Annotated in this window: 20 protein-coding genes; 6 read left to right on the top strand and 14 right to left on the bottom strand. The window is 60.3% G+C overall.

Going from position 1 to position 23175, the window contains the following annotated elements; genetic code table 11:
* Positions 1 to 49: 49 nt before the first annotated feature.
* From Q0601_RS02000 to xseA, 11 genes are all read right to left on the bottom strand, one after another.
* Positions 50 to 850 carry a metallophosphoesterase family protein gene (locus Q0601_RS02000; protein WP_305286558.1) on the bottom strand — a complete coding sequence of 267 codons (801 nt, stop codon included), beginning with the start codon at positions 848 to 850 and terminating at the stop codon, positions 50 to 52.
* Positions 847 to 1794 (bottom strand): diacylglycerol/lipid kinase family protein, encoded by a 948-nt coding sequence (locus Q0601_RS01995; RefSeq protein WP_305286556.1) that lies wholly within the window; start codon positions 1792 to 1794, stop codon positions 847 to 849. Before Q0601_RS01995 ends, Q0601_RS02000 begins: the two co-directional genes overlap by 4 nt.
* Positions 1795 to 1856: 62 nt before the next feature.
* Positions 1857 to 2057: a formate dehydrogenase subunit delta gene (locus tag Q0601_RS01990; protein ID WP_305286554.1), complete on the bottom strand. Its 201-nt coding sequence runs from the start codon at positions 2055 to 2057 to the stop codon at positions 1857 to 1859.
* Positions 2047 to 2874, bottom strand: coding sequence for a formate dehydrogenase accessory sulfurtransferase FdhD (gene fdhD, locus Q0601_RS01985; protein ID WP_370656081.1), 828 nt, complete (start codon positions 2872 to 2874; stop codon positions 2047 to 2049). The genes Q0601_RS01990 and fdhD overlap by 11 nt, the downstream gene beginning before the upstream one ends.
* Positions 2874 to 5780 carry a formate dehydrogenase subunit alpha gene (fdhF, locus tag Q0601_RS01980; protein ID WP_305286552.1) on the bottom strand — a complete coding sequence of 969 codons (2907 nt, stop codon included), beginning with the start codon at positions 5778 to 5780 and terminating at the stop codon, positions 2874 to 2876. The genes fdhD and fdhF overlap by 1 nt, the downstream gene beginning before the upstream one ends.
* Positions 5777 to 7294 (bottom strand): formate dehydrogenase beta subunit, encoded by a 1518-nt coding sequence (locus Q0601_RS01975; RefSeq protein ID WP_305286550.1) that lies wholly within the window; start codon positions 7292 to 7294, stop codon positions 5777 to 5779. The genes fdhF and Q0601_RS01975 overlap by 4 nt, the downstream gene beginning before the upstream one ends.
* The gene (locus Q0601_RS01970; protein ID WP_305286548.1) at positions 7291 to 7767 is read right to left on the bottom strand and encodes a formate dehydrogenase subunit gamma; all 477 of its coding nucleotides are present in this window, start codon (positions 7765 to 7767) and stop codon (positions 7291 to 7293) included. Before Q0601_RS01970 ends, Q0601_RS01975 begins: the two co-directional genes overlap by 4 nt.
* 87 nt (positions 7768 to 7854) lie before the next feature.
* Positions 7855 to 8742 carry a LysR family transcriptional regulator gene (locus Q0601_RS01965; RefSeq protein WP_305286546.1) on the bottom strand — a complete coding sequence of 296 codons (888 nt, stop codon included), beginning with the start codon at positions 8740 to 8742 and terminating at the stop codon, positions 7855 to 7857.
* A gap of 122 nt (positions 8743 to 8864) precedes the next feature.
* A complete protein-coding gene (locus Q0601_RS01960) occupies positions 8865 to 11990 on the bottom strand; it encodes an efflux RND transporter permease subunit (protein WP_305286544.1) in 3126 nt (1041 codons plus the stop codon).
* A gap of 25 nt (positions 11991 to 12015) precedes the next feature.
* The gene (locus Q0601_RS01955; RefSeq protein WP_370656080.1) at positions 12016 to 13341 is read right to left on the bottom strand and encodes an efflux RND transporter periplasmic adaptor subunit; all 1326 of its coding nucleotides are present in this window, start codon (positions 13339 to 13341) and stop codon (positions 12016 to 12018) included.
* A 157-nt stretch (positions 13342 to 13498) separates the two neighbouring features.
* Positions 13499 to 15073, bottom strand: a complete 1575-nt coding sequence (xseA, locus tag Q0601_RS01950) for an exodeoxyribonuclease VII large subunit (RefSeq protein WP_305286541.1) — start codon at positions 15071 to 15073, stop codon at positions 13499 to 13501.
* A gap of 169 nt (positions 15074 to 15242) precedes the next feature.
* On the opposite strand from xseA, the gene purD reads away from it, so the two are divergent.
* The gene (gene purD / locus Q0601_RS01945) at positions 15243 to 16505 is read left to right on the top strand and encodes a phosphoribosylamine--glycine ligase (RefSeq protein ID WP_305286539.1); all 1263 of its coding nucleotides are present in this window, start codon (positions 15243 to 15245) and stop codon (positions 16503 to 16505) included.
* Positions 16506 to 16556: 51 nt separating this feature from the next.
* Here the strand turns inward: purD and Q0601_RS01940 are convergent, their stop codons facing one another.
* Positions 16557 to 17246: a bifunctional sulfate adenylyltransferase/adenylylsulfate kinase gene (locus Q0601_RS01940; protein ID WP_305286537.1), complete on the bottom strand. Its 690-nt coding sequence runs from the start codon at positions 17244 to 17246 to the stop codon at positions 16557 to 16559.
* Positions 17247 to 17297: 51 nt separating this feature from the next.
* Complete coding sequence (locus Q0601_RS01935) at positions 17298 to 17474, bottom strand: hypothetical protein (protein ID WP_305286535.1); 177 nt, start codon at positions 17472 to 17474, stop codon at positions 17298 to 17300.
* Between the two features lie 70 nt (positions 17475 to 17544).
* Here Q0601_RS01935 and Q0601_RS01930 point away from each other — a divergent pair, with 70 nt between their 5' ends.
* On the top strand, positions 17545 to 18444 hold the full coding sequence (locus Q0601_RS01930; protein WP_305286533.1) for a LysR substrate-binding domain-containing protein: 900 nt from the start codon (positions 17545 to 17547) through the stop codon (positions 18442 to 18444).
* Positions 18445 to 18482: 38 nt separating this feature from the next.
* Here Q0601_RS01930 and trxB read toward each other — a convergent pair whose 3' ends face one another.
* On the bottom strand, positions 18483 to 19475 hold the full coding sequence (trxB, locus tag Q0601_RS01925; protein WP_305286531.1) for a thioredoxin-disulfide reductase: 993 nt from the start codon (positions 19473 to 19475) through the stop codon (positions 18483 to 18485).
* A gap of 147 nt (positions 19476 to 19622) precedes the next feature.
* Here trxB and Q0601_RS01920 point away from each other — a divergent pair, with 147 nt between their 5' ends.
* The 4 genes from Q0601_RS01920 (at position 19623) to Q0601_RS01905 (ending at position 23173) form a co-directional block, all read left to right on the top strand.
* On the top strand, positions 19623 to 20123 hold the full coding sequence (locus Q0601_RS01920) for an Lrp/AsnC family transcriptional regulator (protein ID WP_119748450.1): 501 nt from the start codon (positions 19623 to 19625) through the stop codon (positions 20121 to 20123).
* A 177-nt stretch (positions 20124 to 20300) separates the two neighbouring features.
* Positions 20301 to 21494, top strand: a complete 1194-nt coding sequence (locus Q0601_RS01915; RefSeq protein WP_305286525.1) for a hypothetical protein — start codon at positions 20301 to 20303, stop codon at positions 21492 to 21494.
* Positions 21491 to 22831: a cytochrome P450 gene (locus tag Q0601_RS01910; protein ID WP_305286523.1), complete on the top strand. Its 1341-nt coding sequence runs from the start codon at positions 21491 to 21493 to the stop codon at positions 22829 to 22831. The genes Q0601_RS01915 and Q0601_RS01910 overlap by 4 nt, the downstream gene beginning before the upstream one ends.
* Positions 22832 to 23173: an MmcQ/YjbR family DNA-binding protein gene (locus Q0601_RS01905; protein ID WP_305286521.1), complete on the top strand. Its 342-nt coding sequence runs from the start codon at positions 22832 to 22834 to the stop codon at positions 23171 to 23173.
* Positions 23174 to 23175: the final 2 nt, after the last annotated feature.

The raw sequence follows: 23175 nt of genomic DNA, 5'->3' as shown, positions 1-23175 counted from the left end.
GTTGCACCCTTGGTCATACACGGATGGACAGCGGCAAGGGCAGCAGGTCTCAGTCCAGATTCCGCCAATACCCGTTCACACGCGAAAAACTTGTCGTTTCGGCGATGCTGTCAGGATCATAGGTTCCATTCCGCGCATAATGACGCGCGACAAGTAGCGTGTCGTCGTCGCTGAATTCCAGAACGGCAAATTCGTTCGGCGGATCCTCGGGGCGTGCGCAAAGCGCGGTTCCAGCATGAATCTGCAGGATTCGCGCGGGCGAGCCTGACCCAAGCAGGAATTTTGCCTCCCATCGATGCAAATGTCCCGACAGAATGATCTGCACCCCCGCCTCTTCCAGCATCGCCAATGCCGTTCCGGCATTCCGGGCAAGTTCCTTCGGCGCGTCCGGCGCCTGCTGCAGGGGATGGTGAAGAGCGACGATATTTATCGCGGCAGGATCAATCCGGGCAATAGCAGCCCTGACCGCACCGCTGTGTAACGCACCGCGACGCCATGAAAACGGATCAACGCTGTTTATGCCCAATACCTGCACGCCGCCTACCCTCAGGACCGGCGAAAGCGCGGCAGCTATGCTGCGGCGATAGCCCGCCCAGGGCTGAGTGAAGCGCATTACAAGGCTGTACAGCGGGATATCATGATTGCCGGGCACCGCTAGCAGCGGCGCCTTGATACGTGAAAGGAAACTGGCGGCGGCCGCGAACTGGTCCGGGCGGGCGCGATGGGTCAGATCTCCGGTCACAACGACCAGATCGGCCTCTTGGCGGTTGACGCAGGCAAGCAGGGATTCGACCATTCCCGCATGTTCATAGCCGAAATGCAGGTCGGAAAGATGGACAAGCCGCGTCACGCGCCGTCACCATTGGCCTTGACGCGCCCCTCGGCGGGCAACAGCATACGCAGCGCATCCTTGCGGACACGCAGATGCAATGGGCTATGCATCAGGTTTTTTTCGCCGTCATGCGCGACATGCTGGCTTTTTCTGGTCTGGATGGTCAATTCGTCAGTGGTGATCAGGTCGAAATCATCATCCTGTGCCCCCAATCCCGCCACTAGTCGAAGGGCAGAACGGATCAACGGCAACGGTTTGCGCGCGCGGGCGATCAGCACGGCAAACTGCCCTTTGCGGATTGCATCGGCACCCTCGAGGCCAAAACTTTCAAGCTGGTATGCACTTCGGGCGACGAAGACAAGCGCGGTCGTGAAATGACGAACCTCGTCCCCGATCCGCGCGGTCAGCGTCATCGGCCGGCGCAATCGCCGCAATGAAATCAGGACCGAACCATAGGCGGCAATACGCGAGCGGCCCCAGCGCCGGTAAATGCCTTCACGCATCTTGAGGATATGCGGGTAGATGCCCAGACTAACATTATTCAGAAACACCAGATCGTTGATCTGTCCGATATCCACCGTGGCGATACGGGCATTCCGAAGCGTTTCAAGCGCCTCTTCCGGTGTCTCGCCCACGCCCAGATCGCGGGCGAAATAGTTGAATGTGCCGCCGGGCAGAACGCCCATGACGGTATCGGTCCCGGCAAGCACGCCAGCCACGGCCGCCAATGTGCCGTCACCACCTGCCGCAATGACGACCTTGAAACCGTCCGAGACGGCCTGCCTTGTCATCCGCGTCAGATCTTCACCGCGCTGGGTCTGGCGCAATTCAAATGCTGCACAAAGAGGCTGCAATGCCCCTGTTACAAGCGCGATGAATTCCCGATCGTCCTTACGGCCCGAACCAAGATTCATGATGACGCAAAGGCGGCTTTGCGACAGATCGAAGTCATTGTTGGGCATAAGGCCTCGGAAGCTATTCACCGGTTACGCGTTAAAGATAACGTACAGAGACCTTACCGGTTTCAAAGCAATTTTGCCGCAGCCTCTACTGACGGGTTCAGACCCGCGCCGCCGGACGTGATATAATCCGCCAATTGCTGGCGCATCCTTGGTTCCCAGAAATCAGAGATATGGTTGGCGATATTCTTCGCCGCATCACCGGGCTGGGTGTTGAAGAAAGTAGCGATCTGATTGGCCATCATGACCATTTTTTCAGGCGACATGCGATACCTCGGCCTTCAGCCGTTCAGGGTGGGTAAAAAGATCGAAGCCTTCGCCACGGGCGAATGCGGCGACGGTGATGCCTGCGGTATCGGCGATCCGCAAAGCGTGAAGCGTAGGCGCCGAGACAGCGATCAGGATGGTGCATCCGGCCATGGCGCATTTCTGCACCATCTCGACCGAGACGCGGCTGGTCAGGACGATGGCGCCCTGCTCTGCATCGATATCCTGCCGCGCCATTGCGCCGATCAGCTTGTCAAGCGCGTTGTGGCGGCCGACATCTTCGCGGGCAAGAACCACGCCCCGGCCGGGAATCAGGAAACCCGCGGCGTGGACCGCCCTTGTCTGGTCGTGAAACGGTTGCCAGTCGCGCAGAGAATCGGTGGCCAGGGCAACCTGCGCCACAGAAAGCGACGGCCCCTTGTCCCGCAAATCAGGCAAGGCCCGGCTCGCTTCTTCCAGCGAGTCGATCCCGCAGAGCCCGCAACCGACCGGGCCGATCATGTTGCGACGGCGGGCGGCCAATGCCTGAGCACGATCGCCGCGCAGCCACATCCGGGCCTCGATGCCCAGATCATGCGCGATGACCTCGCAAGAGGCGATATCCTCCAGCCCGGTCACGAACCCCTCGGTCAGCGAAAAGCCCGCCGCGAAATCCTGAATATCGGCGGGCGTGGCCATCATCACCGCGTGACTTGTCCCGTCATAGACCATGGCGACCGGAGTTTCCTCGGGAAGACTCCGGCTTACGCCACGTTGACTGCCCGGCCTGACATGGTTTGCAGGCATCACGCCGACGGGTTCCGGCAATTTCGTCATCACTCCGCCGCGGGCAGGATCCGGCGCGACAATTCGGCGTGCCGGTTATAGTTCTCCTGCCACTCCGAAGGTCCGTTCGAGGGGCTGACCTGCACTGCGGTGACCTTGAATTCAGGACAATTGGTCGCCCAGTCCGAGAAATCGGTCGTCACCACATTTGCCTGCGTCGTGGGGTGGTGGAAGGTCGTATAAACCACCCCGACCGCCACACGTTCGGTCACAACGGCGCGCAGCGTCGTCTCACCCGTACGCGACGCCAGCCGCACGAAATCGCCATCATTGACACCACGTTGTTCAGCATCATGCGGATGGATCTCAAGTACATCCTCGTCATGCCAGATGCTATTATGGGTCCGGCGCGTCTGAGCGCCCACATTATACTGAGACAGGATCCGCCCCGTCGTCAGCAACAGCGGATAGCGCGGGCCGGTACGTTCATCCGTCGCCACATATTCGGTGATCATGAAATGACCTTTGCCCGCCTTGAAGCCGTCGACATGCATCAGAGGCGTGCCCTCGGGCGCGTCCTCGTTGCAGGGCCATTGCACGGAGCCTTTCTCTTCCAGAAGTTCGAACGTCACCCCGGCAAAGCTTGGCGTGGTCGCGGCGATCTCGTCCATGATCTGGGACGGATGGGTATAATGCCAATCGGCCCCCATCGCATTGGCCAGCATCTGCGTGACCTCCCAGTCCTCATAACCGTTCCGTGGCGCCATGACCTTGCGGACCAGATTGATCCGCCGCTCGGCATTGGTGAAGGTGCCGTTCTTCTCAAGGAAGGTCGAACCGGGCAGGAAGACATGGGCGTAATTGGCCGTTTCGTTCAGGAACAGGTCATGCACGATCACGCATTCCATCGCTGCCAGACCGGCCGCGACGTGATGCGTGTCGGGATCGGATTGCAGGATATCCTCTCCCTGGCAATACAACCCCTTGAACGTGCCCTCGACGGCGGCATCCAGCATGTTGGGGATCCGCAGACCCGGTTCGGGATCGATCTCGACGCCCCATGCTTGTTCGTAGATTGCACGCACATCCGGCAGTTTCACATGCCGGTAACCGGGCAGTTCATGCGGGAAGGAGCCCATGTCGCAGGAACCCTGCACGTTGTTCTGGCCGCGCAGCGGGTTCACCCCCACACCCTCGCGCCCGATATTGCCAGTCAACATCGCCAGATTGGCGATCCCCATGACGGTGGTCGAACCCTGCGAATGTTCGGTCACGCCAAGCCCGTAATAGATCGCGCCATTGCCGCCCGTCGCATATAGCCGCGCGGCAGCCCGCAGATCGGCGGCGGGAACGCCTGTCAGCATCTCGATCGCTTCGGGCGCATGACGCGGGTCACGAACGAATTCGACATAATGCTGGAATTCGTCCCAATCGCAGCGTTCACGAATGAACATTTCGTCATAGAGCCCTTCGGTCACGATCACATGCGCCATGGCGGTAACGACAGCCACATTGGTGCCGGGGCGCAGCGGCAGATGATGCTCTGCGCGAATATGGGTCGAGCGTACCATATCGATCCGACGCGGATCCACGACAATGACCTTGGCGCCTGCCCGCACGCGCTTTTTCATCCGCGAGGCAAAGACAGGATGCGCATCGGTCGGATTCGCACCGATGATCATGATCACATCGGAATATTGCACCGAGTCGAAATCCTGCGTTCCGGCCGAGGTGCCATAGGTCTTGCCCAGACCGTAGCCGGTGGGCGAATGGCAGACGCGCGCGCAGGTATCGGTATTGTTGTTCTTGAACACCGCGCGGGTCAGCTTCTGCACGAGATAGGTTTCCTCATTCGTGCAGCGGCTGGATGTGATCACGCCGATGGATTTCTGACCGTATTTTTCCTGCAGCCCGCGCATCCGGTTCGCCGCGAAGGCAAGAGCCTCGTCCCATTCGACCTCTTTCCAGGGCTCATCGATATGATCACGGATCATCGGCTTCAGGATGCGGTCTTTATGCTGGGCATATCCATAGGCAAAACGTCCCTTGATGCAGCTATGACCCCGGTTCGCCTTGCCGTGCTTATAGGGCACCATGCGCACCAGCTCATCGCCGTTCAATTCGGCCTTGAAGCTGCATCCCACACCGCAATAGGCGCAAGTGGTGATGACCGAGCGTTCGGGCGTGCCCAGCTCGATCACCGATTTTTCCTGAAGGGTCGCGGTCGGGCAGGCCTGTACGCAGGCACCGCAGGACACACAATCAGAGGTCAGAAAATCATCGGTTGAGGCGCCGGCACTCACCCGGCTGTCAAAGCCCCTGCCCTCGATAGTCAGGGCGAAAGTGCCCTGCACCTCTTCACATGCCCGCACGCAGCGCGAGCAGACGATACATTTCGAGGGATCATAGGTGAAATACGGGTTGCTTTCATCCTTGGGGATATAATTCGCATTCGGTCCGGCCCCGTCGCGTTGCGCGAAATGATTGGCCAGCCCGCCATTTTCGGGCGCCTTGTAGCGCACATCGCGCAGCCCCACCGCCCCGGCCATGTCCTGCAATTCACAATCGCCATTGGCAGCGCAGGTCAGGCAATCAAGCGGGTGGTCGCTGATATACAGCTCCATCACGCCTTTGCGCATCCGGCGCAGTTTCTCGTTCTGGGTATGCACCACCATACCCTCGGAAACAGGCGTCGTGCAGGATGCGGGCGTGCCGCGACGCCCTTCGATCTCGACAAGGCAAAGACGGCAGGAACCGAAAGCTTCCATATTGTCGCTGGCACAGAGTTTCGGGACCTGGATCCCGGCTTCTGCGGCCGCGCGCATGACCGATGTGCCCTCGGGCACGGTCACTTCGAAACCGTCAATGGTCAGCGAGACCGGCGCACCGCTGCGTGCGGGGGTGCCCATGTCGCGGTCGTCACCGGGCGGGAATGCGGGAATGATGAAATCTTTCATTCGGCAGCCTCCTTATGGCAGGCAAAATCATCGGGGAACTGGGTCAGAGCGGACATCACCGGCATGGGCGTCAACCCTCCAAGCGCGCAAAGCGACCCGTCCTTCATTGTTTCACAAAGATCTGTCAGCAGATCCACGGCCGCAGGGTCACCGCCCGCGATCCGATCAACGGTTTCGACGCCGCGCACCGCACCAAGGCGGCATGGCGTGCATTTGCCGCAACTTTCGACGGCGCAGAATTCAAGCGCGAACCGGGCCATTTGCAGCATGTCGGCAGTATCGTCGAACACCACCAGCCCGGCATGGCCGATCAGCCCGCCATTCTGGTCGAATTCTTCGTAGCCCATCGGCGTGTCGAATTTGCTGACCGGCATATAGGCCCCCAGGGGTCCGCCCACCTGCACCGCCTTGACCGGGCGTCCCGATGCGGTGCCTCCGCCGATTTCATTCACGACCTCGCCCAGAGTCACACCGAAAGCCGTCTCGAACAGCCCGCCATATTTGATATTGCCGGCGATCTGCAATGTGGCCGTGCCGCGCGAACGCCCGATGCCGAGACCGGAATAATACGCCGCCCCTTTCTCGAAGATAACCGGGATGGTCGCGAGGGAAATGACGTTGTTAACCACGGTCGGCCGCCCAAGGAACCCTTCCAGAGCAGGCAGCGGAGGCTTGGCCCGGACCACGCCGCGCTTGCCTTCGAGACTGTTCAGCAGTGAGGTTTCCTCACCACAGACATAGGCGCCCGCGCCCATGCGGATCTCCATGTCGAACGCCTTGCCAGAGCCCAGTACATCCGGCCCAAGCACGCCTTCCTGCCTTGCGATCCGCACGGCGTCATTCATGACCCTGATGGCGTCCGGGTATTCCGAGCGCAGATAGACATAACCTCTGGTCGCGCCAACACCGAGCCCAGCAATCGCCATCCCCTCGATCAGGGTAAAGGGATCACCCTCCATGATCATACGGTCGGCGAAAGTGCCGCTGTCGCCTTCATCGGCGTTGCAGACGATATATTTCTGCTCGGCCGTGGCTTCCATCACGGTTTTCCACTTGATCCCGGTGGGGAATCCGGCCCCGCCGCGCCCGCGCAATCCGCTATCGGTGGTTTCCTGCACGATTTCAGCCTGTGACATGCCACAGGCGCGGCGCAACCCTGTCAGTCCGCCATGCGCCCGATAATCATCCAGATCCAGCGGATCGATCACGCCACAGCGGGCAAATGTCAGCCTTGTCTGGCGCGCGTACCACGGAATCTCGTCAACCGGCCCAAGACTTTCGAGCTTGCCGTCCAGCAACGCCGGGACATCCTCGGGCGTCACGGGACCATAGCCGATCCGACCTTGCCCCTGATCGATCTCGACCAATGGCTCCAGCCAGACCATTCCGCGCGTCCCGTTGCGAACGATCTGCACATCAATTCCTCGTGACGCGGCCTCGCGGCGAACCGCATCGGCCACTTCATCCGCACCCAGGGCCTTGGCTGCGCTATCCATGGGAACATAAATCTTCATGCGCCAGCCTCGTTCAGCAGTTTGTCCATCCGCTCCTCATCCACGCGTCCAGCGACGCGATCGTCCAGCATCGCGGCCGGGGCGCAGGCGCAAAGACCAAGGCAATAAACCGGCTCGACCGTCACCGCGCCGTTGGAGGTCGTATCGTGCCAGCCGATACCCAGCTTGCGCAAAGTCGCCTCGGCCAGGGCATTGCCGCCCATCGACTGACAGGCTTCAGCACGGCAAATCTTCAGCACATGACGGCCCGCGGGCGCCTTGCGGAAGTCATGATAAAAGCTGATGACGCCATGAATTTCGGCGCGCCCCAGGTTCAGCTCATCCGCCAGAACCGGCACGGCTTCCTGTGGCACATAACCGTAGCTGTCCTGCAAAGCGTGCAGCATCGGGAGAAGTGGTCCTTCCAAAGAAGTCAGCGGCGCGACAATGCCGCGAATGTCCTCTTCGGATGGCGCTGGCGCATTAACATGCATAGCTGGCCTTTCGTCATTCCTCTTTTGTCCGATTCAACACCTTATGCGATACGGAATCAATATCGTTATCCCGTCAATTGATAGAAATCATCTATTAGAAACCATTCGGCGCGCTTCGGTGAGCAGCGCCTGGAGCACCGGGGTATGCGGCTCGCGCCACGGCGCGATCAAACCCACCGTATGAATACTGTCCACGCCGTCCAGCGGGATCAGTCGCAAATCCTTTCCCTGGGTCAGAAACCGGGCGATATCCTCGGGAAGAATCGTCAACCATCCCCCCACCAGAACATGCGAGACCATGACCACGGTTGAGCTGGATTCGACGGTGGTCATGGGCGTTACCCCGGCAGCCGCAAGATTACGGTTGATGATCCGCCGATTCTGCATGTCCGACGTCAGCAGGCAGAGTCTCTGCCCGTTCAATTCCGTCCAGGCCACGCTCTTCCGCTCGGCAAACTCGCTCTCCATTCCACAGACCAGCATGTAACGCTCGTCATATAGCGGGACGGCGCTCACCTTGCCCAACGGCTCATTGTCCAGATAGGAAATGCCCGCATCGACATCGAGATCGTCGATCATCTGCAGGATTTCGATCGAGGTGCGTGACAGAATCGTGAAACCGACCTTTGGATGCATTGCGCCGAAACGGGCACTGATCTTCGCCGCCCAGGTCAGTGCGGTGGGGATCACCGCAATCCGCAACCGCCCCGCCAGCCCGTGCCGCACTGCTCGCATCTCTTCGCGCAATTGCCGGGTATCGCCGACGATCCGTCGTGCCCAGACCAGCGCACTCTGTCCCTCGGGGGTCAGCCCCCCAAAGCGTGAGCCGCGAAAGATCAGCAGAACCCCAAGCTGCTCCTCAAGCTGCTTGATCCCTGCGGACAGCGTCGGCTGGGTGATCCCCATCGAGGCCGCAGCCCGGCCGAAATGACGCTCTTTCGCGACGGCCAGAAACATTTCAAGCTTGTCGATCACCTGCGTCCCTCCCGCCGCTGTCCAGCCGAGTTTAGCCGCAACTCGGGACAGTTCAAATGTCGCAAACAATCGGAAAGGCACGGCCCGATGACGAGCAGCGCCCGCTCACTGAACCGAACCCGTCAGCGAGACGCTTCCGCCGACGTATCCTCCCATTCGTCCTTCCGGCCAAGCAAGCGTCGCATCAGCACGAAGAACAGCGGCGCAAACAGGATCCCGAAGACCGTTGCCATCACGGTGCCGCCCAGAACGGTAGCGCCGATGGCATTACGCCCATTCGCGCCAGCGCCGGTGGACAATACCAGCGGAAGCACCCCAAGCGAAAAAGCGATCGAGGTCATGATGATCGGGCGGAAACGCTGACGCGCAGCCTCGACGACGGCATTGTAAAGCGGAACCCCGGCTTGTGTCTGTTCTCGGGCGAATTCGACGATCAGGATGGCGTTCTTGCCCGTCAGGCCGATCACCGTCAGCAGACCGACCTGGAAGAACACCCCGTTGTCGAATTTTCCCAGGAACACGCCAAGCAAGGCACCCAGAATCCCGATCGGCATCACCAGAATGACCGCCAGAGGGATCGCCCAGCTTTCATACAGCGCCGCAAGACACAGGAACACCGCCGCCAGCGACAACGCATACAGCAGCATCGTCTGGTCACCTGAATCGCGCTCTTCCAGAGACAGGCCGGTCCAGGCGATATTGAACCCGGCAGGAAGCTGCCCGACCAGATTTTCCATCTCGGCCATAGCGTCACCGGAACTGACTCCGGGGATTGGCCCCCCCTGAATCTGCATGGACGGGACACCGTTATAGCGGCTTAGACCCTGCGGACCGAAAGTCCATTCACCCTCGGTGAAGTTCGAGAAAGGCACCAGTTCTCCATGAGAATTGCGCACCCGCCATTTATCGAAATCGCTGGGCACGGAACGGGAATCCGCCTCGGCCTGAACATAGACTTTCTTGATTCTGCCCCGGTCGATGAAGTCATTCACATAAGAACCGGTCCATGCGATCTGCATCAAATTGGCGACATCGGTAGCAGTCACGCCCATGGCACCGGCCTTGCGCCAGTCGATATTCAGCCGGTACTGCGCCGCATCCTCAAGCCCCGAGGGCCGGATCTGTTCGATCAGGGGGCTTTCCCCGGCCATGCCCAGAAGCTGATTGCGCGCATCAAGCAACTGCTCATGCGATTGCCCGCCACGTGCCTGAAGATAGAAGTCGAAACCCGAGACATTGCCCAGTTCGATCACCGCAGGCGGCACAACCGGAAAGACCATGGCGTCCCTGATCTGGCTAAGTGCGCCAAAGGCACGGCCGGCCACCGCCTGCACGGATTGTTCAGGTGACGGTCGCTCGGACCAGTCCTTCATCCGCACGAAGGCCATTCCTACATTCTGCCCGGATCCGGCAAAGCTGAATCCCGAAACGGCGAACATCGAATCGACCGACTCGGATTCCTGATTCATGAAATAATTCTCGACCTCATTCAGGACGGCTTCGGTTCGCTCCACCGTGGCCCCGGTCGGCCCCTGCACCAGCACGAACATGATGCCCTGATCCTCATCGGGCAGGAAACCCTCGGGAGTACGCAGAAACAGCAGCGTCATCACCACGCCAAGACCGGCATAGATCAACAGCATCCGCAGCGGTCGGCGCACGATCCAGCCGACCGCGCCGGTATACCCGCGCGAGGTCCGGTCGAAGCCACGGTTGAACAGGCCGAACAGGCCACGAGTCTTCGCTTCATGCGCCGGACGTAAAATCGAGGCGCAAAGCGCGGGTGTCAGGGTCAACGCAACCACCACGGACAAGCCCATCGCCGAAACGATAGTGATCGCGAATTGCTGATAGATCACCCCCGTCGAGCCGCCGAAAAAGGCCATCGGCACGAACACCGCCGACAGGACCAGTGCAATACCGATCAACGCCCCGGTGATCTGCCCCATGGATTTGCGGGTGGCATCACGCGGGGACAGACCTTCCTCTTCCATGATCCGCTCGACATTCTCGACCACGACGATAGCGTCATCGACCAGAAGACCGATGGCCAATACCATGGCAAGCATGGTCAGCGTGTTGATCGTAAAGCCGAATGCGGCCATGATCCCGAATGTCCCAAGCAGAACGATCGGGACCGCCAGCGTCGGAATCAATGTCGCCCGGAAGCTTTGCAGGAAGATGAACATCACCACGAAGACCAGCCCGATGGCTTCGACCAGTGTTCGCACCACTTCTTCGATCGAAATCTCGACAAAAGGCGCGGTATCGAAAGGAATCACATATTCGACGCCTTCGGGGAAGAATTCCGCGAATTCCTTCATCCGCTCCTTCACCCGCTCGGCGGTGTCCAGGGCATTCGCGCCGGGCGCAAGGCTGAGTGCCATACCCGAGGCGGGACGGCCGTTATAGGTGGGATCGGTGAAATAGCTTTCGGAACCGATTTCGACGCGGGCAACATCCTGTAGCAGCACCAGCCCGCCATTCTCTTCGGCCCGCAATACGATCTGACGGAAATCCTCGGGCGTGGACAGCAATGACTGCGCGGTCACGGTCGCGTTCAGCATTTGCCCCTCGACCGTCGGCAGACCGCCAAACGCCCCCGCCGAAATCTGGGTATTCTGCGCCGACACGGCAGACACCACATCGGATGGCGCCAGTTCATAAGCGGCGAGCTTTGCCGGATCCAGCCAGATCCGCATGGCATATTGTCCGCCGAATACCTCGACACTGCCGATGCCTTCGATCCGGCTGAGATCATCGACCAGATTGGTCACCATGTAATCGCTTAGATCGGTCGAATCGAAGCCTTCATCGCCGATCAGGCCGACAACCATCAGAAAGCCCGAAGCCGCCTTTTCGACGACGACACCCTCTCGCTGCACCTGTTCGGGAAGCAAAGGCGTGGCTTGCGATAGTTTGTTCTGTACCTGAACCTGCGCGATATCGGGATTGGTGCCGGTCTCGAAAGTCAGTGTTGTGCTTGACGATCCATCAGAGGTCGAGTCGGACGACATGTACCGCAAGCCGTCCAGCCCGGTCATCTGCTGTTCGATGATCTGGGTAACGGTATTACTGACGGTATCGGCCGAGGCCCCCGGATAGGTCGCGCGGATCGTCACCGAGGGCGGCGCGATCTGCGGATATTGCGCGACCGGCAGCGTCATGATCGACAATACGCCGATCCCCATGATGATGATCGAGATCACCCAGGCGAATACCGGACGGTCGATGAAAAAACGGGCCATGATATCTCTCGCGCTGATCCGGTTGTCAGTTGCCGGTGTCGTCCTGAGCCTCGGCAGCCTCTTCCGCCGGGGCAGCGTCTTCTTGCGCCGGTTCCTCTTCCGCCGGTGCGGCATCCTCCTGAGCCGGATCAGCTTCCGGAGCCGCGGCCTCTTCCGCCGGAGCCTCGCCTTCTGCGGCTTCCCCGCCAGCCGAAGCGCCCTCGCCTTCCGCTGCCGGTTCCGAACCGCGTTCTTCCGGAGTCACAGGCATCCCTTCGCCGATCAGTTGAAGACCCTCGACAATCAGGCGGTCGCCGTCTTTCAGCCCCTCGGTCACGATCCAGTCGCTGCCGCGATCCTGAGCAATCTCGAGCGACCTCGTCTCGACCATGTTTTCGGCATTCACCACCATGGCAATCGGGCGGCCACGACGGTCACGGGTGACGCCTTCCTGCGGGGCAAGCACCACATTGCGCAGGAAAGCCTGCGGGATTTCGGCTTGCACATACATTCCGGGCAGCAACAGGCCGTCGGGATTGGCAAATTCCATCCGCAACGTCACGACGCCAGTCGTTTCGTCAACGCGAGGCTCGGCCGCGGTCAACGAGCCGGTATTCTCGAATGTGCTGCCATCCGCCAGTTGCAGTGAAACGGTCTGATCCGCCCCTTCAGGCAAGGCGGCATCGGCACCCAGACGCTGCCAGCGGATGATTTCTGCCGCGGATTGGGTCACATCGACACGAACCGGATCGATGCGGCGAATGACGGTAAGCGGATTGGCCTGCGATGCCGTGACCAGCGCCCCTTGCGAGGCCAACGCAAGACCGATGACGCCATCGACCGGAGCGGTGATCGTCGTGCGGTCAAGATCGATCTGCGCGGCTTGCAGGCTGGCTTCCGCCGCCTTGACCGCCGCCTCGGCGGCAAGGCGCGCGGCAACGGCGCTATCCTGCGTTTGCTCGCTGGCGACGCGACGATCGCGAAGCGCGCCGACCCGTTCGGCCTCGCGCCGTGCGGAGTCCGCCTGCGCATTCGCCTGTGCCAGAGCCGCCTCGGCTTGCGCCACAGCAGCCTGATAGCTGCGGGGATCGATCCGGTATAGCGGCTGTCCCTGTTCGACCACGCTACCCTCGTCGAACAGGCGTTCGATCACAAGGCCGTTAACCTGCGGACGCAATTCCGCCTCGGCCGATGCGAGAACGCGACCCGGCAAGGTTGAAGTCAAAGTCACATCCTCTGACTTGAGCGTCACGACGGTAACGGCGGGCGGAGGCATCTCGCCTTCACCCTGCCCTTGCGCCATAATGGCGCTGGTCCAGAATATCGCGCCAAGTGCCGAAGCAGCAACGAGAATTCGAGTATGTTCAATCATGCCCGCGGCCTGTATTCTAAAGATAAATCGTCAGATTTGTGCAACGGCAAATAACGCGGAAATTCCACAATGCCATTGCGCAACCTATGGCGATAACATACTGGACACAACCACTTGATTTTCAGCCAGTGAACCCCAGATCACTGAGTCGTCCAAATCAGAAAAGCGACCCTTGCGACGGGCCGTCATCCGTCTTCCCGCCCTTGGCCTTGCGCCCCGGTTCGGAACGGGAACCGTCCGGTCCCGCCTGAATGCGGCCATCCGCGAATTCGATTTCGAAATGCGCAAGTTTTCCAGCCGCAGCCGCCGAAGTAACGACACCGCCAGCACCATGCACAACCGCGAATCCGCGCCGAAGCGTCTGCTCATATCCCAGCGTCCGGCGCATCCGGTCAAGACGCAATAACGCATCCCGCCGATGATCGATCGCGCGCCGCGCATTTTGATCCAGCCGAAGGGACAATTCCGCCAGTCGTTCGGACTGGGTGCCGATGGCCCTGCGGGTCATGGCCGTTACCCACCGCAAGGACGCTTCCAGACGTTCCCGCAACTGCAAAAGCCGATCCCTGCGTCGTTCGACTTGCCTTTGACCGCTATTGCGCAACTGCCTGACGTTGTATTCAAGCGATTGCCGCTTGGCCGAGGTGAATTGCCGAAGGCTCGCGGCAGGCATGGGCCGTGAGGCGAGTTGCTGCCGCCGCGCCCGTACCAATCCACGCAACGCCGGCTCCAGCCGCGCGCCCCACAGATCAAGCCGCTGCCGTGCGCCTTCGGTCAGGGCCGCAGGCCGGCCCATCGCCCGGGCCAAATCGCGCAACCGCTGCCGGGGACGCTCGATCCGCAAACCGCTGGCCCGGGACATCCGCGCACCCGCCTCGGCCAGTCGCGCCGCCAGATCGCTGCGGACCGGCACGGCAAGTTCGGCCGCTGCCGTCGGCGTCGGCGCCCGGCGATCCGAGGCAAAGTCGATCAATGTCGTGTCGGTCTCATGCCCGACGGCCGAGATCAGTGGGATGTCACTGGCCGCCGCCGCACGCACGACCTCTTCTTCGTTGAAGCCCCATAAGTCCTCGATACTGCCGCCGCCCCGCGCGACGATAATCAGATCGGGGCGCGGCACGGCGCCGCCATGCGGCAGATCGTTGAACCCGCGAATCGCCGCCGCGACCTGGGGCGCGCATGCGTCCCCCTGTACCGCCACCGGCCAGATCAGCACATGGGTCGGGAAACGGTCGCGCAGGCGATGAAGGATATCGCGGATCACCGCGCCCGAAGGCGAGGTCACCACCCCGATGACACGCGGCAGAAAAGGTAGCGGGCGTTTGCGCGCATCGTCGAACAGCCCCTCGGCCGCCAAAGCCTTGCGACGCTTTTCAAGCATCGCCATCAACGCGCCCATCCCGGCGGGTTCGATCTGATCCACGATCAACTGATATTTCGACTGTCCCGGAAACGTCGTCATCCGTCCGGTGGCGACGACTTCCATTCCCTCTTCCGGGCGCTGCGCCAGGCGGGATGCCTGCCCCTTCCAGGTAACTGCCGCCAGAACCGAGCGATCATCCTTGAGATCGAAATAGAGATGCCCCGAGGATGGCCGGGACACCCGCCCGATTTCACCGCGCACACGGACGCGGCCGAACTGATCTTCGATATTGCGCTTTACCGCGCCCGAAAGTTCCGAGACGGTAAATTCATGGGCATTGTCGCCTGCGCTGTCCTCTAGCAGATCCATGTGTCAGTTTCCTTCGCAACCGCCTTCGCTGCCATCACTCATGCCCGGAACCACGGAAGCCTCCGTCGGTTTCGCCAGATTTCCGCTTTCCGCATGACGCTCTTGCTTGATGGCGACAGGTTGCGACCCTAGAAGACGGCAGAACCGGCAGCAAGCGAAAGGGCGGCAAATGAATATCCTGATCCTCGGCGGCGGCGGGCGTGAACATGCGCTGGCATGGGCTATCCGGCAGAATCCGAAATGTGATCGACTGATTGTCGCGCCGGGCAATGCGGGGATCGCCGAGGTGGCGGATTGTGCCGAAATCAACATCAATTCTCGCGCAGAGATTCTTGAATTTGCAGAAGATAACGCAATAGACTTCGTAGTTATCGGTCCCGAGGCTCCACTGGCTGCCGGTGTCTCGGATGCATTACGCGCGGCGGGGTTTCTGGTGTTTGGCCCTAGTCAGGCAGCCGCGGAACTGGAGGCTTCGAAAACCTTCACCAAGGAAATCTGCGATGCCTGCGGCGCACCGACCGCCGCATGGGCGCGATTTACCGAAGCCGCGCCAGCGAGGGATTACGTCACCGCTCAAGGCGCGCCCATCGTCGTCAAGGCAGATGGCCTTGCCGCCGGAAAAGGCGTGACGGTCGCAGAAAGTGTTGCGCAGGCGCATGACGCCATAGATCTGATTTTCCAAGGAGAATTCGGCGATACTTCAGTCGTGATCGAAGAGTTCATGCATGGCGAGGAAGCAAGCTTTTTCGTTCTGTGTGACGGAACCGATTGCCTGCCCATCGGAACCGCTCAGGATCACAAGCGGGTCGGCGAAGGCGATACCGGCCCCAATACCGGCGGAATGGGCGCCTACAGCCCGGCGCCGGTTCTGACAAAGGAGTCGCAAGCGCAGGTGATGGAACGGATCATTCGTCCCACTGTCGCGGAAATGTCTCGTCGAAACATGCCGTTTCAAGGCGTTCTTTATGCTGGCTTGATGATTGCCGATGGAAAGGCCCGGCTGGTAGAATACAATGTCCGCTTCGGCGATCCGGAATGTCAGGCATTGATGATCCGACTGGGCGCGCAGGTCCTGGATTTGTTGCATGCCTGCGCGTCAGGCAGGCTGGCCGAAACCACGGTCAATTGGGGAGACGATCATGCCTTAACGGTCGTCATGGCTGCTAACGGCTATCCGGGTACATATCAAAAAGGAAGTTTTATCAAAAATCTGGATAGCATAAATCAATCCAGTTTCGAGATGATTTTTCATGCGGGAACCGGCATGGCGGATGGGCAATTCACCGCTCAGGGCGGACGCGTTCTTGCCTGTACCGGGCGCGGCGCGACCCTGTCCGAAGCCCATGCTCGCGCCTACAATCTTGTGGATGCCATCGACTGGCCCGAGGGATTTTGCCGCCGCGATATCGGTTGGCGAGCGCTGGGCGATTAAGCGCGATTAAACTGCCAGCTGCCGTCAGGGAATTCCCCGCACCCATGCAGGTCAGGAATGAACGCGTGTCGCACCGTGATTTCTGCCAACGATCTCCCGCAGCGCGGTCATGGCTGCATTCTCTGCACGGTCGAAAAGACGGATCCGGGCGGTACATATGTTATCGTGGATAAACGCGTCGGGGTGATCCTCCAGCTGATCCGTAACCGGCAGAACCAGCATGACCGGACTCTGCGCATCGGCGAGCCCATTACCATCGTAAAGCGCCGTCACATCCTCCCAGCCGGCCTGACGGAACATCCTGCGCAACTGGTTGGGCGTATCGCCTGCCTTCGCCGGTGGCCGCAATCCTTTGACCTTTCCGCCCAGATGCGTCACGCCATCGGATTGCCAATGATCGGTAACGGACATGATCGCCAGCAGATCCGACCCATCCGACAAGGCAATATCGTCGCCGGGTTCAATCCGTCCGGCGAAATCGTCGTCGACGCCCAGCGTCACCGGCAAGGGCCAAGCCGCGCCCGAGATCAGAGTCCCGTCACGCCTGACGCTGTCGCAATCAGCCTGAGTCATGAAACCTCGCAACGGGAAAAACCCGCCATTCATCAAAAGCTCCAGATCACCTGCTTGCTGTTCGGACAAAACCCATCGCGGCAATTTCGTCCCTTCTTCGGTCAGTTTCTCGGCAGCCTCGGGCGAGACATACAGTTCTGGGATCGGGATCTGGTTCAGCGGGGTCATGTCAATCTCGTGGCAGATATCCCCTGCCCGTAACTGCCTTCCCCTTTGCCTTCAAGCGCGACAATCGGACGAGGCACCATCGCCGGACAGGCGTGGCAGCGGCAAATCATCGAGTTCCCTTTTGCTCATATGTTGAATTTCGGGATGGTCCAGCGGTTCGCAGACCTGCGGATACGGGGCCAGCTTGCCGGAACTCCGGCGCAGCAACAGGCGGAAAAGATTTAACATGATCTGAATATATTCGAAATTCTGCTTCTTCAGTATTGAGATTATCACTTCATGATTTTAGATTTTCTAAATGGATCCCTTGAACCGCATCTCGTTGACTGGCCTTCGCGCGATCGAGGCCGTCGCCCGATTGGGAAGCCTTTCGGCTGCAGCCAGAGAACTTGGCGTTACTCCCGGCGCGCTCAGTCAGCGGATCAGCCGAACCGAGGCGCAGCTTGGCCGCCCGGTCTTCGACCGCGGCGGCGCGGGGTTGAAGCTTAACGAGCTTGGCCGGGATATGGTGATCCGGCTGTCGCGTGGTTTGGCCGAATTGTCTGCGGCGGCCATGCTGGCGGATCCGGCACAGGACGATTTGCTGAATGTCTCGGTCGCGCCGCTCTTCGCCAGCCGCTGGCTGATCTGGCGCCTTTCCGGCTTTACCGAAACCCGTCCCGATATCCGCATCCGGCTGGAGCCCGTCAGCCAGATGGTCACGCCGGGCGTCGGCGGTGTGGATATCGGGTTGCGCGTCGGACGTGGAGAATGGCCGGGATTGCGGGCAGAGAAACTGCTTGATCAGCGGGTCATGCCGGTTTGCGCGCCCGCATTGGCGAAACATATCCATGAGCCCGAAGACCTGTTGCGCCTTCCGATCCTGCGAGAAAACGAATGTCTGGCAGGATGGCGGGATTGGCTTGCCCCGCATGGCATCGATCCGGCCGGCATTCCGGACGGGCCGACATTCGCCGATGGCGGATTATGTCTGGATGCGGCGATTTCCGGGCAAGGCATATTCATGGCGTGGGAAACATTGGCCAGTGACGCCCTTGCACGAGGTCAGATCACTGCGCCGCTATCCGGCCGTGCCGCGACCGGGAACAGCTATTGGTTCGTGACCGCAGCTGAAGCGCGCCGCAAACCTGCCATTACCCATTTCCGCAACTGGCTGCGCGCGGAATTGAACGCCACCGCGCGCGACTGGCCGGCCTGATACGTCTCATCCGGCGCAGATGAACGGGAATAAAACCCTTATTCCGCTGGCGCTTTCTCAGGTATTGGCTGTGCCGGAACGTCTTCGCCTTCGTCCTGCGCGGCAAGCCACTGCTCGGCATCCAGCGCCGCCATGCATCCCATTCCGGCACTGGTCACGGCCTGCCGATAGACATGATCGGTCAGATCGCCCGCCGCGAAGACGCCGGGAACCGAGGTTCGGGTGCTGCCCGGCTCGACCTTTACATAGCCGCCATTATGCAGCTCAAGCTGATCCTTCACCAGTTCATTGGCGGGCGCATGCCCAATGGCCACGAAAACGCCATCGGCCCTGACCTCTTGCGTTGCGCCATTCTTAGTGCTGCGCAGCACCGCCCCGCTGACACCCAACGGATCGTCGGTGCCTTTGACCTCGATCAGTTCGTGATCCCAGACAATTTCGACCTTGGGGTGCTTGAACAGGCGGTTTTGCAGGATCTTCTCGGCCCGCAAACTGTCGCGGCGATGCACCAGCGTCACCTTCGAGGCGAATTTGGTCAGGAACAGCGCCTCTTCGACCGCGGTATTGCCACCGCCGATCACCAGCACCTCGCGATTGCGATAGAAGAATCCGTCACAGGTGGCGCAGGCACTGACACCGAATCCCTTGAACTTTTCTTCCGAGTCCAGACCCAGCCAGCGGGCCTGAGCACCGGTCGCCAGGATCACGGCATCCGCCGTAACCCGCCGCCCACTGTCGCATTCCGCCACGAAAGGATGCAGACCAAGATCCAGATGCGTCACGTAATCGCTTACGACCTCTGCCCCCATGGCACGCGCATGCGCTTCCATCTTGACCATCAGATCGGGGCCCTGAATCTCTGTCTCGCCCGGCCAGTTTTCGACCTCGGTGGTGATGGTCAACTGCCCGCCCGGCTGCACCCCCTGGATCAGCATCGGATTCAGCATCGCCCGGGCGCCATAAACGGCGGCTGTATAACCCGCCGGTCCCGAGCCGACGATCAGGAGTTTGGTATGGGTGGTGTCGCTCATCTTGCGCCTCGATCTTGATTTCCATGCCTAGGTAATCGCCCCTGCCGTGCTGCGCAATGGATACGGTAATTACAGAAACAATGTTGCGCAATCCGGGGCCGCATTGTAGTTTCCCGCAATCCATAAGAAACAGGGAAGAAGGGCAGCATGACCGGCACCAAACTGGACGAGATCGACCGTAAAATCCTGGCCGAGCTGCAGGCTGACGGCCGGATGACGAATGTCGAGCTTGCGCGGCGCGTCGGCATTTCGGCCCCTCCTTGCCTTCGCCGGGTCCGCGCGCTTGAGGAAACCGGGTTCATTCGCGGCTATCACGCGGATATCGACGCCCGCGAGCTTGGGTTCGAGGTGCAGGTTTTCGCGATGGTCCGGCTGACCTCGCAATCAGAGCGCGATCTCTCGGCATTCGAGGCACTTGTGCTTGACTGGCCTTTCGTGCGCGAATGTCACATGCTGAACGGCGAGATCGATTTCATCCTGAAATGCGTCTCGCCCGATTTGTCGAGCTTCCAGAAATTCCTGACGGACCGACTGACCGCCGCGCCCAATGTGGCCAGCGTCAAGACATCGCTCGTGATTCGCGGAGCTAAGGACGAACCGGCCGTTCCCTTCGAAGTGGTGGAAGAACGGGTGCGGCAGGCGGGCTGAAACGCGACGGCAAAGGCCGCGACCGATCATATTGCGTAGTTCGCGAAAGCCGGAGCTTGGTCGGCTTTTGCAACAGTTTTAAGCAAATGAGATGCATGATTTCGATTTGTTCCGTGCATGCGGGTTGCCGCGCAGGGCAAATTTGCTAATCCTGACCGCGCTCAACAAGGCCAGATCATGTCCAGACCATTTAGACGCAAAGTTCTTTATATCCCAGGCTTCGATCCCATCCCGCCACGCCGCTATCGCGAGTTGTTTCGCAAGGAATCGCCTGTTCAGGCAGCCGTATCCGATTACCGGATCGAACTGGTCCGCCCGTCGCATAAGGCAGCCTTCGGCTGGCAGACCCGTGGCAGTTTCCCCAACGGAGAGGCCGAGACCCAGTTCGAAGTACTGGTCTGGGCTGATCTGGTGCAGGATTCGATGCGCCGCGGGATCACCGGCACATATATGCAGCTTTTCTCGACGGCATGGACCTATATCGGGACCGGCGCCCTTTTCCAGCTGATGAAATTGCGGCGCGGGCCGGTATTGGCGGCGCTTTATCCGATCGTGGTCCTGCTGCTTCAGGCTCTGGTCGGGCTGATCCTCGCGGGATTGGCGGGCTGGATCCTGACAAAACTGACCCTGTGGTGGATCGGACTGCCGGTTGCGCTGGCAGTCTTCTGGGGCGTGCTGTCGGGCTTTCGCCGCATCGACAATCGACTGTTCGCCTATTACCTGATGCATGATTACGCCTTCACAGCACAGCATCGCGGCGCTTATCCGGCGGAACTGGAGCAACGTCTTGCCCAATTCGGCGACCGGGTGAGTCAGGCTTTGCACGAAGATGTCGACGAAGTGTTGGTGGTCGGACATTCCTCCGGGGCATATCTGGCGGTTTCGCTGCTGGCGGATCTTCTGCGCGGCAAATCCTTGCCCGAAAAAGGTCCCGCACTTGCGCTGCTTAGCCTTGGTCATGTCGTCCCGATGGCCTCGTTTCTGCCAAAGGCCGATCGGTTGCGTGAGGATCTGGCATTTCTGTCCGAAAATGAAACGATCTTCTGGCTGGATGTCACTGCGCCGGGGGATGCCTGCTGTTTCGGATTATGCGATCCGGTAGCCGTCAGCGGGATGGCCGGGCCCGACCAGCGATGGCCTTTGGTAATCTCGGCCGCGTTTCGGCAAACGCTATCGCCCGAGATGCAGAAATCGCTCCGCTGGCGTTGGTTCAGGCTGCACTTCCAATATCTCTGCGCCTTTGACCGGCCCGGAGATTATGATTATTTCGCAATCACCGCCGGCCCGTTGAAGCTGTCCAGGCGGTTTGCCGATCGCCATCCTTCTCCGGCCCGGATCACGCGTCCCGTCGGACCGGGCCGAAGAATATGAGCGCCCCGAAACCCGATAGCACCGAAGGGCGCAGCTCCCTGTTTCGCCTGATCCGCGGGTTTCGCCGGGATCTGCTATCGACCTTTCCCAGGCGGATGTACCGGGCATGGATGGCCGAGTATCGCAATCCGTTAATTCACAGTTTCGTCTGCAACGATCCGGCACTGGTTCGACTCATCCTGCAGGAACGTCCAGAAGATTTCCCGAAATCAAACCGCCTGCGCGAGGGGTTGGCGCCGCTACTTGGAGAATCCGTTTTCGTCACCAATGGCGAGGAATGGCGGCACCAACGGCGCATCATCGATCCCGCTTTCGAAGGTGGCCGCATACGCGAAGCCTTCCCCGCAATCTGGTCAGCAGCGAGTGCGATCATCGCCCGGTTACCGTCCGGAGAGATCGATATAGAGCCTGAAACCAGCCACGCCGCCGCTGACGTCATCTTCCGTTCACTCTTCTCCCTACCGATAGAGCATGAAATTGCGTTCAAGGTTTTTCGGGCATTTCGCGCCCATCAGGACAGTCAACCCCTTGTCAATCTCGGGGTATTGCTTCCCCTGCCTCGCTGGCTGCCCCGGTTTCGCTCGCCGCAAACAAAACGGACCGCAGCAGAAATCCGGGAATTGATCAGGGAACTGGTCACCGCACGCAGGGACGCAATTCGCGACGGTGCAGCACCGGACGATCTGGCAACCAAGATCATGACAACATCGGATCCTCAGACTGGTGAGCGCTTTACCGCCTCGGAAATGGTCGATCAGGTCGCGGTTTTCTTTTTGGCCGGGCATGAAACCGGCGCCTCGGCCCTGGCCTGGGCGCTATGGCTATTGGCCGCACATCCGGAATGGCAGGATCGCGTCGCCGCCGAAGGCAGAATGCTGACACCGGATTTCAAGGCTGTGTCGGGCCTGAAGGCCACCCGCGCCGTGTTTCGCGAAACCTTGCGGCTTTACCCTCCGGTCCCGATGATGGTGCGTGAAGCTGCCCGGCCCGAAACATTCAGGAACCGGAACGTTCCCCGGAAAGCACAACTGGTCCTGTCGCCCTGGCATCTGCATCGGCATGAAAGATTATGGCAGCAACCGGATATGTTCGATCCGGGCAGATGGGACACACCCGAGGGCAAGGCAAGCGCCCGTGATGCCTATATCCCGTTTTCTGCCGGGCAACGGGTCTGCCCAGGTGCCGGTTTCGCGATGTTAGAGGGGGTGGTGATGCTGGCACGGATCGCGGCCGCATTCCGGCTGTATCCGGGCAGCGAAACCCCCATTCCGGTTGCCCGCTTGACCGTTCGGGGCAAGAACGGCATTCTGATCCGGCTGGAACGCCGCGAGGAATGAATGAGCCGCGAGGCAGTCAATCGCATATGTGCCGCATATCCGGGGGCCGAGCATTCCGATCCCTGGGGCGGAGGGCATGATTGCTGGAAGGTCGGCGGCAAGATGTTCGCGATTACCGCCGCAGTCGACCCTGCCGTTTCGGTCAAGACCGACAGTCCGGAGACCGCACAGATGTTGATCGACGCCGGCGTGGCCAAACCTGCACGTTATCTTCATCGCAGTTGGGTCGCGCTGCCCCTGGAGAGCCCCGAAGATGAATTGCAGCACCGGATCAAGGTGAGTTACGAGATTATACTCAAAGGCTTGCCTAAAAAAACTCAGGCAAAACTCATCGGGGAATGATC

This window comes from Paracoccus wurundjeri, from assembly GCF_030678915.1.
Lineage (GTDB): Bacteria > Pseudomonadota > Alphaproteobacteria > Rhodobacterales > Rhodobacteraceae > Paracoccus > Paracoccus onubensis_A.
This window is presented reverse-complemented; position numbering and strand designations above follow the sequence as displayed.